Origin of the sequence: Caballeronia insecticola (genome assembly GCF_000402035.1) — a bacterium.
GTDB classification, from domain to species: domain Bacteria; phylum Pseudomonadota; class Gammaproteobacteria; order Burkholderiales; family Burkholderiaceae; genus Caballeronia; species Caballeronia insecticola.
Map to the genome: position 1 here is coordinate 2,580,622 of NC_021287.1, position 18,772 is coordinate 2,599,393.

At 59.8% G+C, this 18,772-nt stretch carries 13 protein-coding genes, 3 tRNA genes and 3 rRNA genes; 6 read left to right on the plus strand and 13 right to left on the minus strand.

All coding sequences use genetic code 11. The features are described from left to right. Positions 1-3: 3 nt before the first annotated feature. Positions 4-600, minus strand: a complete 597-nt coding sequence (locus BRPE64_RS11895; RefSeq protein WP_016346378.1) for a nitroreductase family protein — start codon at positions 598-600, stop codon at positions 4-6. A gap of 119 nt (positions 601-719) precedes the next feature. Continuing rightward, positions 720-2,003, minus strand: coding sequence for an MFS transporter (locus tag BRPE64_RS11900; protein ID WP_044041603.1), 1,284 nt, complete (start codon positions 2,001-2,003; stop codon positions 720-722). 93 nt (positions 2,004-2,096) lie between these two features. Between BRPE64_RS11900 and BRPE64_RS11905 the strand changes: the two genes are divergently transcribed. Continuing rightward, positions 2,097-2,771, plus strand: coding sequence for a TetR/AcrR family transcriptional regulator (locus tag BRPE64_RS11905; RefSeq protein ID WP_016346380.1), 675 nt, complete (start codon positions 2,097-2,099; stop codon positions 2,769-2,771). Continuing rightward, on the plus strand, positions 2,768-3,322 hold the full coding sequence (locus BRPE64_RS11910) for a DUF1415 domain-containing protein (RefSeq protein WP_016346381.1): 555 nt from the start codon (positions 2,768-2,770) through the stop codon (positions 3,320-3,322). The genes BRPE64_RS11905 and BRPE64_RS11910 overlap by 4 nt, the downstream gene beginning before the upstream one ends. Here the strand turns inward: BRPE64_RS11910 and BRPE64_RS11915 are convergent, their stop codons facing one another. After that, complete coding sequence (locus tag BRPE64_RS11915; RefSeq protein ID WP_044041605.1) at positions 3,323-4,198, minus strand: class I SAM-dependent methyltransferase; 876 nt, start codon at positions 4,196-4,198, stop codon at positions 3,323-3,325. Positions 4,199-4,584: 386 nt separating this feature from the next. Here BRPE64_RS11915 and BRPE64_RS11920 point away from each other — a divergent pair, with 386 nt between their 5' ends. Then, positions 4,585-4,905 (plus strand): hypothetical protein, encoded by a 321-nt coding sequence (locus BRPE64_RS11920; RefSeq protein ID WP_016346383.1) that lies wholly within the window; start codon positions 4,585-4,587, stop codon positions 4,903-4,905. Positions 4,906-4,953: 48 nt separating this feature from the next. Here BRPE64_RS11920 and BRPE64_RS11925 read toward each other — a convergent pair whose 3' ends face one another. Then, on the minus strand, positions 4,954-5,652 hold the full coding sequence (locus tag BRPE64_RS11925; protein ID WP_044041606.1) for a FadR/GntR family transcriptional regulator: 699 nt from the start codon (positions 5,650-5,652) through the stop codon (positions 4,954-4,956). Between the two features lie 252 nt (positions 5,653-5,904). Between BRPE64_RS11925 and BRPE64_RS11930 the strand changes: the two genes are divergently transcribed. From BRPE64_RS11930 to BRPE64_RS11940, 3 genes are all read left to right on the plus strand, one after another. Beyond that, positions 5,905-7,041, plus strand: coding sequence for a mannitol dehydrogenase family protein (locus tag BRPE64_RS11930; RefSeq protein WP_016346385.1), 1,137 nt, complete (start codon positions 5,905-5,907; stop codon positions 7,039-7,041). A 106-nt stretch (positions 7,042-7,147) separates the two neighbouring features. Continuing rightward, positions 7,148-8,431, plus strand: a complete 1,284-nt coding sequence (locus BRPE64_RS11935; RefSeq protein WP_044041607.1) for an MFS transporter — start codon at positions 7,148-7,150, stop codon at positions 8,429-8,431. Between the two features lie 10 nt (positions 8,432-8,441). After that, positions 8,442-9,983, plus strand: a complete 1,542-nt coding sequence (locus BRPE64_RS11940; protein WP_016346387.1) for a UxaA family hydrolase — start codon at positions 8,442-8,444, stop codon at positions 9,981-9,983. Between the two features lie 54 nt (positions 9,984-10,037). Here BRPE64_RS11940 and BRPE64_RS11945 read toward each other — a convergent pair whose 3' ends face one another. The 9 genes from BRPE64_RS11945 to BRPE64_RS11980 form a co-directional block, all read right to left on the minus strand. Beyond that, entirely contained in the window at positions 10,038-11,672 is a 1,635-nt protein-coding gene (locus BRPE64_RS11945) for an NAD(P)/FAD-dependent oxidoreductase (RefSeq protein WP_016346388.1), read from the minus strand. 156 nt (positions 11,673-11,828) lie between these two features. Further along, positions 11,829-11,942, minus strand: a 5S ribosomal RNA gene (rrf, locus tag BRPE64_RS11950). 121 nt (positions 11,943-12,063) lie between these two features. Next, a 23S ribosomal RNA gene (locus BRPE64_RS11955) occupies positions 12,064-14,944 on the minus strand. 299 nt (positions 14,945-15,243) lie between these two features. After that, positions 15,244-15,319: transfer RNA gene (locus BRPE64_RS11960), tRNA-Ala, on the minus strand. A 48-nt stretch (positions 15,320-15,367) separates the two neighbouring features. Continuing rightward, positions 15,368-15,444: transfer RNA gene (locus BRPE64_RS31910), tRNA-Ile, on the minus strand. Positions 15,445-15,507: 63 nt separating this feature from the next. Continuing rightward, positions 15,508-17,041, minus strand: a 16S ribosomal RNA gene (locus tag BRPE64_RS11965). The 16S, 23S and 5S rRNA genes sit together here with 3 tRNA genes alongside, the layout of an rRNA operon. 400 nt (positions 17,042-17,441) lie before the next feature. Continuing rightward, positions 17,442-17,517: transfer RNA gene (locus tag BRPE64_RS11970), tRNA-Thr, on the minus strand. 18 nt (positions 17,518-17,535) lie between these two features. After that, positions 17,536-18,042 carry a ClpXP protease specificity-enhancing factor gene (locus BRPE64_RS11975; RefSeq protein WP_016346389.1) on the minus strand — a complete coding sequence of 169 codons (507 nt, stop codon included), beginning with the start codon at positions 18,040-18,042 and terminating at the stop codon, positions 17,536-17,538. A gap of 63 nt (positions 18,043-18,105) precedes the next feature. Beyond that, a complete protein-coding gene (locus BRPE64_RS11980) occupies positions 18,106-18,717 on the minus strand; it encodes a glutathione S-transferase N-terminal domain-containing protein (protein WP_008344155.1) in 612 nt (203 codons plus the stop codon). Between the last annotated feature and the right edge of the window lie 55 nt (positions 18,718-18,772).

Here is an 18,772-nt window from a genome sequence, read left to right on the forward strand (position 1 = left end):
CGTTCAGTCGAACGACTTGTCCCAGCCGCCATCGAACACGGTCTCGGCGAGTGTCTTGCGCGCACGCGGCGCGGCTTCGCGCTCGCGCAGCGTTTCGTCGAGCTGACTCGCATCGCCGTGATGGCCGATAGCGATCATCGCGATGATCTGCACGTCTTCGGGAATCGAGAACGCCTGCCGGAACGCGTCGCGATCGAACCCGCCCATCTGATGCGTCGCGAGACCCAGCGCGTGAGCCTGCAGGACGAGCGCCATCGCGGCCGCGCCGGTGTCGTAAGTGGCGGTGCGGTTCGCTTCGCCCTTCGGCGTGAGCGTCGCCGCAGTCACGCAGACGAGCAGCGGCACGCTCACATTCCACTTCTGATTCGACGGCGCGAGCGTGTCGAACGCGCGCTTGAATGCGGCTTCGTCGCGATGGCGATCGAACGCGATGAAACGCCACGGCTGCAGATTGTTCGACGACGGCGCCCAGCGCGCCGCTTCCAGCAAACGACGCAACTGCGCGCGCTCGACCGGCCGGTCGGAAAAGGCGCGCGGGCTCCAGCGGCCGGCGATCAGTTCGTGGATGTCGACATCGGTCGGAGCGGGTTTCGCGGTCATGTTTTGTCCTCGTTGGCGGTTGAAAGACAAACGGCGCGCACCAGCCAGGATGCGCGCCGTTTCGAGGCCACAAGGATAACCAAGCTCGCGCAGGCGCGCAGAGCCGGGCAAGCAGAAACTCAGGTCGCAGCCACGCCCATCGAGCGGCCCGCGCGATTGATGCGCAGCACCGTGAGCGCCGCAACGAGGCACAGGCCGCCGGAGATCATCGTCGCGATGGTGTAGCTGCCGAGGCTCGAGCGCAGCATGCCGCCGCCCAACGCCGCGAACGCCGCGCCAAGTTGATGGCCCGCCACGATCCAGCCGAACACGATGGGCGCCGATTCCTTGCCGTAGACATCGGTCGCGAGGCGCACGGTCGGCGGCACGGTGGCGATCCAGTCGAGACCGTAGAACACGGCGAACAGCGGCAAGCCGAAGAAGTCGATGCCGAACGCATACGGCAGATAGATCAGCGACAGCCCGCGCAAACCGTAGTACCAGAACAGCAGCACGCGCGCGTTGAAGCGGTCCGACAGCCAGCCGGAGAGCGTCGTGCCGAACAGGTCGAAGACGCCCATGGCGGCGAGCAGCGTCGCGCCCTGCACTTGCGTCATGCCGTAGTCGGAGCACATTGCGATCAGATGCGTGCCGACGTAACCGTTCGTGCTCGCGCCGCAGACGAAGAAGCTGAAGAAGAGCAGCCAGAAATCGCGCGTCTTGCTGGCCGTGGCAAGCGTGCCGAACGCGAGCTTGATCGGATTCTTTGGCGCGGGAACGACGCCCGGCGGCATTTCGGCGGTTTCACCGACAGGACGCAGCGACATATCCGCCGGACGTTCGGGCAAGAGCCACGCGACGAGCGGCAGCACGATCGCCGCCGCGCCCGCCACGACGAACACCACCGGACGCCAGCCGAAATGCTCCGACAAGGACGCGAGGAACGGCAGGAACACGAGCTGGCCGGTCGCGGAACTCGCGGTGAGAATGCCCATGGCCAGGCCGCGATGCGTGGTGAACCAGCGGTTGACGATGGTCGCCGACAGCGTGAGCGCCGCGACGCCCGTCGCGCTGCCGACCATCACGCCCCAGATCAGCACCATTTGCCACGGCTCGGTCATCATCGACGACAAACCGACGCCCGCCGCCAGCGTCGCGAGCGCCGCGAGCACCGTGGGACGCACGCCGAAACGCTGCATGGCGGCTGCCGCGAACGGGCCGGCGAGGCCGTAAAGCGCCAGATTGATCGAAATGGCGAGCGAAATCGTGCTGCGCGACCAGCCGAACTGCTTTTCCAGCGGCAGCATCATGACACTCGGCGTCGCGCGCGTGCCCGCGGCGGCCAGCAAAACGAAAAACACGACGCCCACCGCGACCCAGCCGTAATGTATCCGGCCGTTCAGCCGTCTCGCTACCCAATTCATCGCTGCTCCGTTCCGTTCGATTTGTACCTGCGACGTTACCACTCAGTCACATCAGAGTTGCGAGCTTAGTTACCGATCGGTAACATGTCAAGTATGCAGCAGCTTTTTGAGGAAACAACTTTGACACGATCATCCAGTGAGCCGGCGAAAGCCCGCGCGCCACGCAGCGTCCGCACCGACGGCGCCACCGCGCAGGAGCAACTGCTCGATGCCGCGGAAGCGTTGTTCTATCGCGACGGCGTCCGCGCGATCGGCGTCGATGCCGTCGTGGAGCGCGCGGGCGTCAACAAAATGAGCCTGTACCGGCGCTTTGCGTCGAAAGACGATCTCGTGGTCGCGTATCTGGAACGCATGGACGAAGGCTTCCGGCGGCGCTTCGAGGCGAGCGTGGCGAAACATCCGGACGCGCCGGCCAAACAGTTGATCCAGGCGCTCGAAGATCTCGTGAAGCGCGCGTCCGCGCCGGATTATCGCGGTTGCCCGTTCGTGAACATCGCGTGCGAATTCGGCGATCCCGCGCATCCGGCCCGGCAATCGGTCGATCACAACAAAAAATATCTGATGACGCGCTTAGTCGAGATATCGACGGCGGCGGGAGCGGATAATGCCGTCGAACTGGCCGAGTCGCTCGCGTTGCTGGTCGACGGCATCTATGCAACGAGCCAGACTTACGGCCCGGGCTCCGGTCCGCTGCTCGCCGCGCCGCGCATCGCGCGTAGCTTGATCGACGCGGCGTGCGGCGGGCATCGCAAACAGGACGATTCATGACTCAAGGCAGCATCCGCGATGACGTGATCGCGGCGACTCAGCACTGGCTCACCCGCGCGGTGATCGGTCTCAACTTGTGCCCGTTCGCGAAGAGCGTGCATGTCAAAAAACAGATTCGCTACGTGGTGAGCGACGCGCGTGGCGTCGACGATCTCGTTGTCGAACTCGCGGACGAACTGCGTCTGCTGAAAGAGACCGATGCCGAAACAATCGACACGACGCTCTTCATCACGCCGCACGCATTCGCCGATTTCACCGACTATAACGACGCCCTCTTCTTCGCCGAACGTCTGCTCGGCGACATGGGGCTCGCGGGCGAGTTGCAGATTGCGAGCTTCCATCCGCACTATCGGTTCGAAGGCACCGCGCCCGACGATATCGACAACTACACGAATCGCGCGCCGTATCCGATCTTTCATCTGTTGCGCGAAGCGAGTATCGATCGCGCGGTCGATGCATTTCCCGATGCATCCGACATTTACGAACGCAATATCGAAACGCTGCGCCGTCTCGGGCACGACGGCTTCGACGCGTGGATGCGCAAACCCTGATCAGTGCGCGGGCGTGAAGAAGCGTTCGCGCAGTTCATCCAGACCCAGCGTTTCGAGCACATCCGACAGCCGTTGCGCCGGGCGGCCGCGCGGCAAGTCCTTGAATTGCGCAACGATCAGCTCGTTCTTCATGGAATGCTCCCATCCGACGAGTTCCGTCACGCTCACCTGATAACCGTGCGATTCGAGTTGCAGGCAACGCAGCACGTTCGTAATCTGACTGCCGAATTCGCGCGTATGCAGCGGATGCCGCCACATTTCCGTCAGCACGTTCTTCGCGAGCGAATGCCCCTTGTTCTTGCGTAATACCGTGGCCACTTCTGCCTGACAGCACGGCACCACGACGATGCACTTCGCATTCTTTTGCAGAGCGAAGTGGATGGCGTCGTCGGTGGCGGTGTTGCATGCGTGCAGCGCCGTGACGATATCGACCGACTCCGGCAAACGATCCGAATCAATTGATTCGGCCACCGACAGATTCAGAAACGACATCCCGGTAAACCCGAGGCGTGCCGCCAATTCCTCCGATTTTTTCACGAGCTCTTCACGCGTCTCGATTCCAAAGATGTGTGACCGATCGCGCAGAGTCTTGAAGAAGAGATCGTAGAGAATGAACCCAAGATACGACTTACCCGCGCCATGGTCCACGAGCGATACGGCCCCTTGGCGCGCATGCACGTCGGCGAGCAGCGGTTCGATGAATTGATACAGGTGATAGACCTGTTTCAGTTTGCGGCGGCTGTCCTGATTCATTTTGCCGTCGCGCGTGAGGATGTGGAGTTCCTTCAGCAGTTCGATGGACTGCCCTGGACGGATCTCATGTTTTGCGGAGGGGTCGGGCGTGCCCGGAGCCGACGCGGAAGACTTCCTGGTCATCGTGAAGGTGTGTTGATTAAAAATGCGGAGCATGTTCGCGCTGAATGTGCGCTAACCGCTGGTTCTGCCGTCTCAAAAGGGGAAGTTTACCCAAAAGCGCAAAGACGCTCCTTGTTCCAGCCGCCGGCTCTTTCGCTGGCACGTGGCAACACGTAGTAGCACCGCGCATGGAACAAATTGTGCATCGTCCGACAATGAGGCCATTGAAAGAGACGACACAGCGCAGCCACAGTGCGCGCACCGATGCACCGGAGAAGCAACACGTCAGTAGCAAGCCGCGCCTCGATACGCGAAGCGTCGTCACCCGCGTGGGCTTTGTTACGTAACACCTAACGCACAGCGCGGCGAATGCGACTCGCCGGCGCCATGATCATGAGAGGACGGCAATGGATGCGATCCCCGACAAGAAAGCAGAAAAGCAGTTTCAGGACATGCTCGCGGCCCTGACCGCGATGCCCGCGTGGAGCGAAAAGCAGCAGCTCGAACTGGAAATGGCCCGAGAGATTTCCGTGGAGATGTTGCGTCTCGCCGAGTCGATGCGCGACGGCTCCACCGACATCGAAACTTGCCTGACGATGCTGAAGTACGCCAAGGTGATGGACTTCGTCCTGACGACGCTCGCCTCGCGCCGGGACATCGCGCCGCAGACACTGCGCGTCATCTTCAAGCTGGCCGGCTTGAAGGTCGATGAAGCCTATCCTGGCTGACGCGGTCATCTTCCCGACATCGGTGTGCGCCGCGTGCGCACGCCGGGGTCAGCCTTTGCGTCTTGTCATCAGGCGCGCTGCGGACTGGCGCATGTGGCGCTGCATCGCGGCCTGAGCCTGAATCGCGTCGCGCGCTTCGAGCGCTTCGAGAATTTCCCGATGCTCACCCAGCGCGGCCGCCCACGTTTCCTCTCCCTCGAAATGCCCACGCAGCGTCGATGACAGCGGACTATGCCGCTCGTCGTACAGACTTCCGACGGTGCGCACAAGCACATCGTTGCCGGTCATCTGCGCAATGGCGATGTGGAACGCGCGGTCGGCGGCCATCGGCACCTGTCCGTTTTCGACTTCGCGCGCCATCGTTTCGTACACCGCGCGCAGCGACTTCAGTGCCTTAGGCTTGGCAAACGGCGCGACGCCCGCCGCGATCGCGCCCTCGATTACGCTGCGCGCGTTCATGATCTCGATCGGACTTTCGCCCAGTTCGGCTTCATCGGCCGGCGGCTTGGCCGCGGGCGCCGCGACGATATACACGCCCGATCCCATGCGGATCTCGACGCGCCCTTCCAGTTCGAGCGCGACCAGCGCCTCGCGCACCGACGGCCGCGACACGCCGAGCGTCTGCGCGAGTTCGCGCTCCGACGGCAAACGGCCGTTCGGCGCGAAATCCTGCTGCTCGATCAATGCGCGCAGTTTGTCGGCGATCTGTAGATAGAGGCGGCGCGTTTCGGCTGGTTTCACGCTCACGTGCTGGGCTCCTGATTTCGACTCGGGGAAAACGTGGATTGTAATCAGCGAAAGCGCCAACGCACCGCAGCGCGGACATTCGCCTTTCCTGATCGACTTACAAGTGGCTTGACCAATTCTATTTCAAGACACTAGTATGCAATCCGGTAAGGCCAGGTGGGCCGATTTTTTTGCGGCGATCTGGAACCGTTCCCAAACAGGATTTCTTCGAGATTTCCCTAGACGAGCCGTTTCCCCATCGGCCAGTGCGACATGAACAATCCGATTCTTCAGTTCGGCACGAGCCGATTCCTGCAAGCGCACGTGGACTTTTTCGTAGCCGAAGCGGCGCGCCGCGATCCGGCGCGCTCGCTCGGCAAGATCACCGTCGTCCAGACGACGTCGAGCGCAGACAGCCGCGCGCGTATCGACGCGCTGCGCGCGACGGGCCGCTATCCGGTGCGTATTCGCGGCCGCCGCCGTGACGAAACGGTCGATGTGACCGTCGAGTGCGACGCCATCACCGAAGCGCTGCACGCCAACGAAGACTGGCCGTTGCTGATCGAACGCATGAAGCGCGACGTGCAAGTGATCGTCTCGAACACCGCGGACGCCGGTTACGCCCTCTTCGACGAAGACACCGCCGATCTGCTCGATGGCAAGCGCACGCCGCGCGGCTTCGCGGCGAAGCTCGCCGTGCTGCTGCACGCGCGTTTTCAGGCGGGCGCGCAAGCGATCACGCTGTTTCCCTGCGAACTGATTTCGCGCAACGGCGACACGCTGCGCGATCTGGTCCGCGAGATCGCGCGCGGCTGGAACGCGGACAGCGCGTTTCTCGACTATTTGACGAATCACTGCGTGTGGGTGAATTCGCTCGTCGACCGGATCGTGTCCGAGCCGATTCACCCGGTCGGCGCTATTGCCGAGCCGTATGCGCTGTGGGCGATCGAGCGGCAGGCGGGCATGACGCTGCCATGCGAGCACGAAGACATCGTCGTCACCGACGATCTCGCGCACTACGAACGCCTGAAGCTGCTGCTGCTGAACCTCGGTCACACGATGCTCGCGCAAATCTGGCGCGCCCGGGAAAGAACGAACGACGCCGCGGCCGACATGACCGTGCTCGACGCGATGCGCGATCCGGCCTTCCGCGATCCGCTCGAAGCAACCTGGCGCGACGAAGTGCTGCCGGTGTTCGCGGCGCTCGGCCAGCGCGAAGTCGCCGCCGACTACCTAGCGAGCGTGCGGGACCGTTTCGAGAATCCGTTCCTCGTGCATCGGCTCGCGGATATCGCGCGCAATCACGACGAGAAAAAGGTGCGGCGCTTCCAGCCCGTCATCGATCTGGCGCGCGAACTGAAGCTCGACATCGAGCAAAGACGTCTGCGCGACGCGCTCGAATCCGCCTGAGAAAGCGGAACGCGCGCACGAACCCTTTTCGAATCACGGCTCGCCGCGCTGGCATCGCGGTAGGAGCCGGAATAAATGAAATGCCGCCCATTGAGGAGACAAAACGATGCGCAAAATGCGTTGGGTAGTGATTTTTCTGGCCTTTCTGGCCATCGCGATCAATTACATCGATCGCGCGAATCTCGCGGTCGCCGCGCCGCAGATCGAAAAGGCGCTCAACATCGGTCCGGCTGAAATGGGCTTCATTCTGAGCGGCTTTTTCTGGACCTACGCGCTCATGCAGATGCCGTTCGGCTGGTTCGTCGATCGCGCCGGCGCGCGCATCGCGCTGCCGCTCGCCGTGGGCTGGTGGTCGGTCTTCACGGCGCTGACGGCAGCGGCGACGAGCGTCAGCGGCATGTTCGGCTGCCGCCTGATGCTGGGCGTCGGCGAAGCGGGTGCGTATCCGTCGTGCGCGAAGCTCGTGTCGCAATGGTTCAAGAAGGAACAGCGCGCGTTCGCGACCAGCATCTTCGATTCCGGCTCGCGTGTCGGCTCCGCCCTGTCGATTCCGGTCGTCGCGCTGATCATCAGTTCGGTCGGCTGGGAAGCGTCGTTCGTCATTACGGGCCTGCTCGGCTTCGTGTGGATTCTCGGCTGGTTCCTGATCTATCGCACCAAGTCGAAGGGTGACCTGACCGGCGAGACGGATGTCGCGCCGCAACCGGTCGCGCCGAAGAACAAGGTGTCGTGGGGCTCGCTGTTCAAGTACCGCACGCTGTGGGGCATGATGCTCGGCTTCTTCTGCCTGAACTTCGTGATCTACTTCTTCATCACGTGGTTCCCGAGCTATCTCGTGCAGGCGCACGGCTTCTCGCTCAAGTCGCTCGGCACGCTCGGCATGATTCCCGCGCTGATGTCGATTCCGGGCGGCTGGCTCGGCGGCTGGGTGTCGGATGCGCTCTTCAAGCGCGGCTGGAGCCTCACCGCCGCGCGCAAGACCTGCATGGTCGGTGGCATGCTGCTGTCGTCGGTGATCACGCTGTCGGCGTTCACCAACAACACGTTCCTGATGCTCGCGTTCTTCGGCATCGCGTACGGCAGCCTTGCGTTTGCCGCGGCCAGCATCTGGTCGCTGCCGAGCGATGTCGCGCCGACGCCGGATCACGTCGCGTCGATCGGCGGCATTCAGAACTTCGCGTCGAACCTGGCCGGCATCGTCATCACGACCTTCACCGGCGTGATGCTCTCGATCACGAAAGGCTCGTTCGTGATTCCGCTGTGCGTCGCAGGCGGCTTCTGCTTTCTCGGCGCGTTCAGCTATCTTGTAATCGTCGGGAAGATCGAGCCGCTCAATCGCGCCGACGAAGAACAAGCGCGACGCGATAGCCGCGCCCCCACCACGGTCTGAGAACACAACCATGTCCACCACATCCACCGACCATGCGGTCATCCGGCTGCACCCCAACGACGACGTCGTGATCGCGACGCGTCAGTTGCTCTCCGGCGCGCGCATCGCGTCGGAGGATCTCGTCGTGTCCGGGCTGATTCCGCCCGGACACAAGATCGCGACGCGCGCGATCGCCGCCGGCGAGCCGGTCAAGCGCTACAACCAGATCATCGGCGTGGCGCGCGAGGCGATTGCACGCGGTCAACACGTCCACACGCACAATCTGTCGATGGCCGATTTCGCGCGTGAGCACGAGTTCGGCGTCGACCGGCATCCGACGCCGTTCGTCGACGCGCCCGCGACCTTCATGGGCATCCGCCGCGACGACGGCCGCGTGGCAACACGTAATTTCGTCGGCGTGCTGACGAGCGTGAACTGCTCGGCGACGGTCGCACGCGCGATCGCCGATCACTTCCGGCGCGACGTGCATCCGGAAGCGCTGGCGGATTATCCGAACGTGGACGGCGTGATTGCGCTGACGCACGGTCTCGGATGCGGCATCGACATGCAGGGCGAAGGGCTCGGCATTTTGCGCCGTACGCTGGCGGGCTACGCGGTGCATCCGAATTTTCACGCGGTGCTGTTCGTGGGCCTCGGTTGCGAGACGAATCAGATCGCAGGCGTGCTCGAATCGAGCGGACTGAAGGACGGCGAGCGGTTGCGCAGCTTCACGATCCAGGACAGCGGCGGCACGCGCAAAACGATCGAGCACGGCATCGCGCTGGTAAAGGACATGCTCGCGGATGCGAATCGCGTGAAGCGCGAGCCGGTGCCGGCGTCGCATCTGATCGTCGGTTTGCAGTGCGGCGGCTCGGACGGCTATTCGGGCATTTCGGCCAATCCGGCGCTAGGTGCGGCGGTCGACAAGCTCGTCGCACACGGCGGCACGGCGATTCTCTCTGAGACGCCCGAAGTCTACGGCGCAGAGCATTTGCTGACGCGGCGCGCGGTGAGCCGCGAAGTCGGCGAAAAGCTGCTGACGCGCATCAAGTGGTGGGAAGAATACTGCGCGCGTAACGGCGCGGCGATGGACAACAATCCGTCGGCAGGCAACAAGGTCGGCGGATTAACAACGATCCTCGAAAAATCGCTCGGCGCGGTCGCGAAGGGCGGGACGACGAATCTCGTCGAAGTGTACGAGTACGCGCAGCGCATCGACGCCAAAGGCTTCGTGTTCATGGATTCGCCCGGCTACGATCCGATGTCCGCGACGGGACAGGTCGCATCGGGCGCGAATCTGATCTGCTTCACGACGGGCCGCGGCTCGGCATACGGATGCGCGCCGTCGCCGTCGCTCAAGCTCGCGACGAACACCGCGTTGTGGGAGCGGCAGGAAGAAGACATGGACATCAACTGCGGCGGCGTGATCGACGGCAGCGCGACCATCGATCAACTCGGCGACCAGATCTTCCAGATGATGCTCGATTGCGCGTCAGGCGTCGCGTCGAAGAGCGAGCTGCATGGTTATGGACAGAATGAATTCGTGCCCTGGCAAGTCGGTGTGGTCACCTGAAGTGAGATAGCACGGGCGCGCCTTCAGGTGCGCCCTTCGATACTTGCAGACCTGTCACGCCAACGCCGCTTGCTGCCCCAGCATGTTCAGTGCGACGGCTTCGGCCACTTCGATCCCATCGATCGCGGCCGAATAAATGCCGCCCGCATAGCCCGCGCCCTCTCCCGCCGGGTACAGACCATCGATGTTCACGCTCTGATAATCGTCCTTGCGACGCACGCGCAACGGCGACGACGTGCGCGTCTCGACGCCCGTCAGCACGGCGTCATGCATCGCGAAGCCTTTGATCTTCTTGTCGAGTTCGGGCAGCGCTTCGCGGATCGCTTCGATCACGTAGTCGGGGAGCGCGGTGCTCAGATCGGTCGGCTTCACGCCCGGCTTGTATGACGGGATGACAGATCCCAGCGACGTCGACGGCCGTCCCGCGATAAAGTCCCCGACGAGTTGCGCCGGCGCGCAGTAATCGCCGCCGCCCAGCTCGAACGCGCGCTCTTCCCACTTGCGCTGAAATGCGATGCCGGCCAGCGGTCCACCGGGGTAGTCCTCCGGCGTAATGCCCACGACGATGCCCGCGTTCGCATTGCGCTCGGCGCGCGAATACTGGCTCATGCCATTGGTTACGACGCGCCCCGGCTCCGACGTCGCCGCCACCACGGTGCCGCCCGGGCACATGCAGAAGCTGTACACCGCGCGCCCGTTGTTGGCGTGATGGACCACTTTATAGTCCGCGGCGCCGAGCCGCTCGTGTCCGGCGAAGGTGCCGAAGCGGCTCCGGTCGATCAAGCCTTGCGGATGCTCGATGCGAAACCCCAGCGAAAACGGCTTGGCTTCCATGTAGACGCCGCGGTCGTGCAGCATCTCGAAGGTATCGCGCGCGCTGTGGCCGATCGCGAGGACGACATGATCGCAGCGCAGCGTTTCGCCGTTCGAGAGACGAAGCCCGCGCACCTTGCCATTGTCGATGTCGATGTCCTCGACGCGCTGCTGAAACCGCACTTCTCCGCCGAGTTGATGAATCTGCGCGCGCATCTTCTCGACCATGCTCACGAGCCTGAACGTGCCGATGTGCGGGCGGCTCAGGAAGAGAATGTCTTCCGGCGCGCCGGCCTTCACGAACTCGTCGAGCACTTTGCGGCCGTAGTGCTTCGGATCCTTGATCTGGCTGTAGAGCTTGCCGTCCGAAAATGTGCCGGCGCCGCCTTCCCCGAATTGCACGTTCGATTCGGGATTGAGCTCGTTGCGTCGCCAGAGGCCCCACGTGTCCTTTGTCCGTTCGCGCACGGCCTTTCCGCGCTCAAGGATGATCGGCCGGAAGCCCATCTGCGCGAGGATCAATCCGGCGAAAAGCCCGCACGGCCCCATACCGATGACGACGGGACGCAACAACGTCGACTGCGCCGGCGCCTTCGCCACGAAGCGATACGTCATATCCGGCGTCGGACCGCAATGCGGATGCGGCCGTGTTCGGAGGCGTTCCAGCACCGCGGGCTCGTCCTGCAATTCGACGTCGACGATATAGGTGAGTTTGATATCGCCGCGTTTGCGTGCATCGTGCGCACGACGAAACACCTGAAAGCTGACAAGCTCTTGCGCCGCCACGCCGATTTCCGCGAGACGCGTGATGACTGCGGCTTTGATGGCCGAGTCAGGATGGTCGAGCGGGAGTTTGATTTCGCTGAGACGTAGCATGGAAACTCGGTGACGACTGCCGTGGGGATACAAGGAGGATTTTAGCGCGTGGCTCGTTCTGACTTGAGCCACACTTGCCGACGACGATGCTTTTGCGCGCTCGAAACGCAAAAACCCCACCTTATGGGGTGGGGTTTTTGAGTTGAGGCATGAGGAGCCTGACGATTACCTACTTTCACACGGGAGATCCGCACTATCATCGGCGTGGAGTCGTTTCACGGTCCTGTTCGGGATGGGAAGGGGTGGTACCAACTCGCTGTGGTCATCAGGCATGACTTGTTGTTGTGTCGCCGCATGGGCGCTACAACCAATCTGGGAAGAAGTAGTAAGGATGTGGGTGGCGATTGTCGCACACGCGTTACTCGCCAGTGGAGGCAAACACACTGGTTATAGGATCAAGCCTTACGGGCAATTAGTATCAGTTAGCTCAATGCATTACTGCACTTACACACCTGACCTATCAACGTCCTGGTCTAGAACGACCCTTCAAGGGGCTCGAAGCCCCGGGGATATCTCATCTTAAGGCGAGTTTCCCGCTTAGATGCTTTCAGCGGTTATCTCTTCCGAACATAGCTACCCGGCGATGCCACTGGCGTGACAACCGGTACACCAGAGGTTCGTCCACTCCGGTCCTCTCGTACTAGGAGCAGCCCCCTTCAAATATCCAACGCCCACGGCAGATAGGGACCAAACTGTCTCACGACGTTTTAAACCCAGCTCACGTACCTCTTTAAATGGCGAACAGCCATACCCTTGGGACCGGCTACAGCCCCAGGATGAGATGAGCCGACATCGAGGTGCCAAACACCGCCGTCGATATGAACTCTTGGGCGGTATCAGCCTGTTATCCCCAGAGTACCTTTTATCCGTTGAGCGATGGCCCTTCCATACAGAACCACCGGATCACTATGACCTGCTTTCGCACCTGCTCGACTTGTCGGTCTCGCAGTTAAGCACGCTTATGCCATTGCACTATCAGCACGATTTCCGACCGTACCTAGCGTACCTTCGTACTCCTCCGTTACACTTTGGGAGGAGACCGCCCCAGTCAAACTGCCTACCATGCACTGTCCCCGACCCGGATCACGGGCCAAGGTTAGAACCTCAAACAAACCAGGGTGGTATTTCAAGGACGGCTCCACCGAAACTAGCGTTCCGGTTTCATAGCCTCCCACCTATCCTACACAGATCGGTTCAAAGTCCAATGCAAAGCTACAGTAAAGGTTCATGGGGTCTTTCCGTCTAGCCGCGGGGAGATTGCATCATCACAAACACTTCAACTTCGCTGAGTCTCGGGAGGAGACAGTGTGGCCATCGTTACGCCATTCGTGCAGGTCGGAACTTACCCGACAAGGAATTTCGCTACCTTAGGACCGTTATAGTTACGGCCGCCGTTTACCGGGACTTCAATCAAGAGCTTGCACCCCATCATTTAATCTTCCGGCACCGGGCAGGCGTCACACCCTATACGTCCACTTTCGTGTTTGCAGAGTGCTGTGTTTTTATTAAACAGTCGCAGCCACCAGTTTATTGCAACCCTTTCACCCTCCTGGCGCAGGCCAGTCAAGCTACAAGGGCGTACCTTATCCCGAAGTTACGGTACCAATTTGCCGAGTTCCTTCTCCCGAGTTCTCTCAAGCGCCTTAGAATACTCATCTCGCCCACCTGTGTCGGTTTGCGGTACGGTCATTATTAGACTGAAGCTTAGAGGCTTTTCTTGGAACCACTTCCAATTGCTTCGCTTCCGAAGAAGCTCGCGCCACACCCTTGAATCCTGTGCCCGGATTTGCCTGAGCACCTTCTCCAATGCAGCGACCGGGACTTCCAACACCCGGACAACCTTCCGCGATCCGTCCCCCCATCGCATCTAACAATGGTGCAGGAATATTGACCTGCTTCCCATCAGCTACGCATTTCTGCCTCGCCTTAGGGGCCGACTCACCCTACGCCGATGAACGTTGCGTAGGAAACCTTGGGCTTACGGCGAGGGGGCTTTTCACCCCCTTTATCGCTACTCATGTCAGCATTCGCACTTCCGATACCTCCAGCATGCCTTTCGACACACCTTCGCAGGCTTACGGAACGCTCTCCTACCATGCATATAAATATGCATCCGCAGCTTCGGTGACTGGCTTGAGCCCCGTTACATCTTCCGCGCAGGACGACTCGATCAGTGAGCTATTACGCTTTCTTTAAAGGGTGGCTGCTTCTAAGCCAACCTCCTGACTGTTTTAGCCTTCCCACTTCGTTTCCCACTTAGCCAATCTTTGGGACCTTAGCTGGCGGTCTGGGTTGTTTCCCTCTTGACACCGGACGTTAGCACCCGATGTCTGTCTCCCGTGATTGCACTCTTCGGTATTCGGAGTTTGCTATGGCGTAGTAATCCGCAATGGACCCCACAACCATGACAGTGCTCTACCCCCGAAGGTGATACACGAGGCACTACCTAAATAGTTTTCGGAGAGAACCAGCTATTTCCAAGTTTGTTTAGCCTTTCACCCCTATCCACAGCTCATCCCCTAACTTTTCAACGTTAGTGGGTTCGGTCCTCCAGTACGTGTTACCGCACCTTCAACCTGGCCATGGATAGATCACTTGGTTTCGGGTCTACGCCCAGCAACTGATCGCCCTATTCGGACTCGCTTTCGCTACGCCTGCCTTAATCAGTTAAGCTCGCTACTGAACGTAAGTCGCTGACCCATTATACAAAAGGTACGCCGTCACCCGTTTCCAGGCTCCGACTGTTTGTATGCATGCGGTTTCAGGATCTATTTCACTCCCCTCCCGGGGTTCTTTTCGCCTTTCCCTCACGGTACTGGTTCACTATCGGTCGATCACGAGTATTTAGCCTTGGAGGATGGTCCCCCCATCTTCAGACAGGATTTCACGTGTCCCGCCCTACTTGTCGTACACCTAGTTCTTCCAAACTGTTTTCGTCTACAGGGCTATCACCTGCTATGGCCGCACTTTCCAGAGCGTTCGACTAACAATTCAGATAAAGAGTACAGGCTGATCCCATTTCGCTCGCCACTACTTTGGGAATCTCGGTTGATTTCTGTTCCTGCGGTTACTTAGATGTTTCAGTTCACCGCGTTCGCTTCGCTAGACCTATGTATTCAGTCTAGGATGACCCATGCGGGCCGGGTTTCCCCATTCGGACATCTACGGATCAAAGCTCGTTTGCCAGCTCCCCGTAGCTTTTCGCAGGCTACCGCGTCCTTCATCGCCTGTGATCGCCAAGGCATCCACCACATGCACTTGTTCGCTTGACCCTATAACGAGTGTGTCTGCTTGAGCGTTGCCGCTTGCGGCCGACTTCTCGTCATAGGCTGAGTATTCGCGTTGTGCCGTATTCCAAAGCAATCTTTCGATTACCTTTTCATACTTGATACAATCACTACCCTGAGTTCTTACTCACACCCATCTCTAAGTGCTTTCATCACTCTCTTTACTACTTCTTCCAGATTGTTAAAGAACGTTTAGCCGACAAGCTCACTTCCATGCTTGCAGCATCAACTGGCTACAGTCGCCAATGCACAGCGCTCACGCGGAACGCTGTGCATTGAGGACTTGGTGGAGGATGACGGGATCGAACCGACGACCCCCTGCTTGCAAAGCAGGTGCTCTCCCAGCTGAGCTAATCCCCCTTCGTGGCCTGACTATGAGTGGTCACTCCGTCAGCACGCCTTTTCGGGTGGTGGGTCTGGTTGGATTCGAACCAACGACCCCCGCCTTATCAAGACGGTGCTCTAACCGACTGAGCTACAGACCCTTAGCCTGTCTTTCTTACAGCCGATAAGCGTGAGCGCTTAGATAACTTCGTGCGAAGCTCGAGAAAGGAGGTGATCCAGCCGCACCTTCCGATACGGCTACCTTGTTACGACTTCACCCCAGTCATGAATCCTACCGTGGTGACCGTCCTCCTTGCGGTTAGACTAGCCACTTCTGGTAAAACCCACTCCCATGGTGTGACGGGCGGTGTGTACAAGACCCGGGAACGTATTCACCGCGGCATGCTGATCCGCGATTACTAGCGATTCCAGCTTCACGCAGTCGAGTTGCAGACTGCGATCCGGACTACGATCGGTTTTCTGGGATTGGCTCCACCTCGCGGCTTGGCAACCCTCTGTTCCGACCATTGTATGACGTGTGAAGCCCTACCCATAAGGGCCATGAGGACTTGACGTCATCCCCACCTTCCTCCGGTTTGTCACCGGCAGTCTCCTTAGAGTGCTCTTGCGTAGCAACTAAGGACAAGGGTTGCGCTCGTTGCGGGACTTAACCCAACATCTCACGACACGAGCTGACGACAGCCATGCAGCACCTGTGCGCCGGTTCTCTTTCGAGCACTCCCGCCTCTCAGCAGGATTCCGACCATGTCAAGGGTAGGTAAGGTTTTTCGCGTTGCATCGAATTAATCCACATCATCCACCGCTTGTGCGGGTCCCCGTCAATTCCTTTGAGTTTTAATCTTGCGACCGTACTCCCCAGGCGGTCAACTTCACGCGTTAGCTACGTTACTAAGGAAATGAATCCCCAACAACTAGTTGACATCGTTTAGGGCGTGGACTACCAGGGTATCTAATCCTGTTTGCTCCCCACGCTTTCGTGCATGAGCGTCAGTGTTGGCCCAGGGGGCTGCCTTCGCCATCGGTATTCCTCCACATCTCTACGCATTTCACTGCTACACGTGGAATTCTACCCCCCTCTGCCACACTCAAAGCCTGCCAGTCACCAATGCAGTTCCCAGGTTAAGCCCGGGGATTTCACATCGGTCTTAACAGACCGCCTGCGCACGCTTTACGCCCAGTAATTCCGATTAACGCTCGCACCCTACGTATTACCGCGGCTGCTGGCACGTAGTTAGCCGGTGCTTATTCTTCCGGTACCGTCATCCCACCACCATATTAGGGCGATGGTTTTCTTTCCGGACAAAAGTGCTTTACAACCCGAAGGCCTTCTTCACACACGCGGCATTGCTGGATCAGGGTTGCCCCCATTGTCCAAAATTCCCCACTGCTGCCTCCCGTAGGAGTCTGGGCCGTGTCTCAGTCCCAGTGTGGCTGGTCGTCCTCTCAGACCAGCTACAGATCGTCGCCTTGGTAGGCCTTTACCCCACCAACTAGCTAATCTGCCATCGGCCGCCCCTATAGCGCGAGGTCCCGAAGGATCCCCCGCTTTCTTCCGTAGATCGTATGCGGTATTAATCCGGCTTTCGCCGGGCTATCCCCCACTACAGGACACGTTCCGATGTATTACTCACCCGTTCGCCACTCGCCACCAGGGTTGCCCCCGTGCTGCCGTTCGACTTGCATGTGTAAGGCATGCCGCCAGCGTTCAATCTGAGCCAGGATCAAACTCTTCAGTTCAAACCTGTTACTGTTTTTCGGTTGTTTTACCAACCGGTCGCTCACTCAACGTACTGACGATGATTAATCCATCCGTAGACAGATAAACCTTCCTCTTAATACTTCGCGTGAGACTCTTGATTACTTTTGCTATTGCTACGATTCCGAAGAACCGCAACCGCACTTGCCATCAAGCGCCCACACTTATCGGCTGTTAGTTTTTAAAGAACATTCGCAAGGCACTTCAACTTCCGTCTTGCGTCGCTGCGTCAGCAGCAGAGAAACGAGATTATGTACGTCTTTTCAGTTACTGTCAACAAGAATTTGAAGCTTTCTTTTCTTGCCGATTCACTACCCCTACCTACGCCCTGTTCAACGAAACGGCTCGCGCGGACATCGCACGAGCCGTCGACGTAAGTCTTGGTGCCGGCTGCAGGACTCGAACCCGCCACCTGATGATTACAAATCAACTGCTCTACCAGATGAGCTAAGCCGGCGAAGGACGAGATTCTACTTCATTTAACGACTTTGAGGTGAGAACGCGCAGGCGATTTAGATGCGTCTTCATCGGCGCCGGCCTGAGCTTCATCGCTCGATGAAGCTGCCGGGGAATCAGCGCGTCCGCTCGCCGTCTCCTCGACTGCCGAATCACGTTCTTCCGGACGGGAAGCCACCGGCACGCCCGGCGCTTCCACGCCCGGATGAGCAGACGGTTCGACCGGAAACGCCATTCCTTGCCCGTTCTCTCGTGCATAGATGGCGAGCACGTTCGTCACCTGCACTTCGATCTTGTGCGACTTGCCGGAGAAGCGCGCGCTGAATTCGATCCACTCGTTACCCATCTGCAGCTGGCTCGTCGCCTCGAAGCTGATGTTCAACACGATCTCGTCGTTGCGCACGAACTGGCGCGGCACGCGCGTGGCGGCATCGACGCGCACGGCGATATGTGGCGTGAACCCGTTATCCGTGCACCACTCGTACAGCGCGCGCAACAGATACGGCTTGGTGGAAATCTCTTGCATCAACTTTCCTCTGCCGGAACGCGGCCGCGCGAACCCGCGCCGCCGCATCCCTACGCATTCAAACTATCGACGCATCACCTTTTCGGAAGGCGTCAGCGCTTCAATATAGGCCGGACGGCTGAAAATCCGCTCGGCGTACTTCATCAACGGTGCAGCGTTCTTCGAGAGCTCGATGCCGTAATGATCCAGACGCCACAAAAGGGGCGCGATCGCTACGTCGAGCATCGAGAACTCTTCGCCGAGCATGTACTTGTTCTTCAGGAAGATCGGCGCGAGCTGCGTCAGGCGATCGCGGATCGCGCTGCGTGCCTTCTCGTGGTTCTTCTCGGCGGCCTTGCCCTTTTCGTTTTCGAGCGTGCCGACGTGGACGAACAGTTCCTTCTCGAAATTCAGCAGGAACAGGCGAGCGCGGGCGCGCTGCACCGGATCTGCCGGCATGAGCTGCGGGTGCGGGAAACGTTCGTCGATATATTCATTGATGATATTCGACTCGTACAGGATCAGGTCGCGCTCGACGAGAATCGGCACCTGGCCGTACGGGTTCATCACCGCGATGTCTTCCGGCTTGTTGAACAGATCGACGTCGCGAATTTCGAAATCCATGCCCTTTTCGAACAACACCAGCCGGCAGCGCTGGGAGAACGGGCAAGTAGTGCCGGAATACAGAACCATCATGTTTTAAAGTTCCTTCAGTAAACTCGAAGGGCCGGCCGCGACGTTTCCCTTGCGG

Bases quoted from the DNA above. Each gene is read 5' to 3' on its own strand.
- BRPE64_RS11895 (WP_016346378.1), bottom strand. From the start codon at position 600: ATGACCGCGAAACCCGCTCCGACCGATGTCGACATCCACGAACTGATC.
- BRPE64_RS11900 (WP_044041603.1), bottom strand. From the start codon at position 2,003: ATGAATTGGGTAGCGAGACGGCTGAACGGCCGGATACATTACGGCTGG.
- BRPE64_RS11905 (WP_016346380.1), top strand. From the start codon at position 2,097: ATGCAGCAGCTTTTTGAGGAAACAACTTTGACACGATCATCCAGTGAG.
- BRPE64_RS11910 (WP_016346381.1), top strand. From the start codon at position 2,768: ATGACTCAAGGCAGCATCCGCGATGACGTGATCGCGGCGACTCAGCAC.
- BRPE64_RS11915 (WP_044041605.1), bottom strand. From the start codon at position 4,198: ATGACCAGGAAGTCTTCCGCGTCGGCTCCGGGCACGCCCGACCCCTCC.
- BRPE64_RS11920 (WP_016346383.1), top strand. From the start codon at position 4,585: ATGGATGCGATCCCCGACAAGAAAGCAGAAAAGCAGTTTCAGGACATG.
- BRPE64_RS11930 (WP_016346385.1), top strand. From the start codon at position 5,905: ATGAACAATCCGATTCTTCAGTTCGGCACGAGCCGATTCCTGCAAGCG.
- BRPE64_RS11935 (WP_044041607.1), top strand. From the start codon at position 7,148: ATGCGCAAAATGCGTTGGGTAGTGATTTTTCTGGCCTTTCTGGCCATC.
- BRPE64_RS11940 (WP_016346387.1), top strand. From the start codon at position 8,442: ATGTCCACCACATCCACCGACCATGCGGTCATCCGGCTGCACCCCAAC.
- BRPE64_RS11945 (WP_016346388.1), bottom strand. From the start codon at position 11,672: ATGCTACGTCTCAGCGAAATCAAACTCCCGCTCGACCATCCTGACTCG.
- BRPE64_RS11975 (WP_016346389.1), bottom strand. From the start codon at position 18,042: ATGCAAGAGATTTCCACCAAGCCGTATCTGTTGCGCGCGCTGTACGAG.
- BRPE64_RS11980 (WP_008344155.1), bottom strand. From the start codon at position 18,717: ATGATGGTTCTGTATTCCGGCACTACTTGCCCGTTCTCCCAGCGCTGC.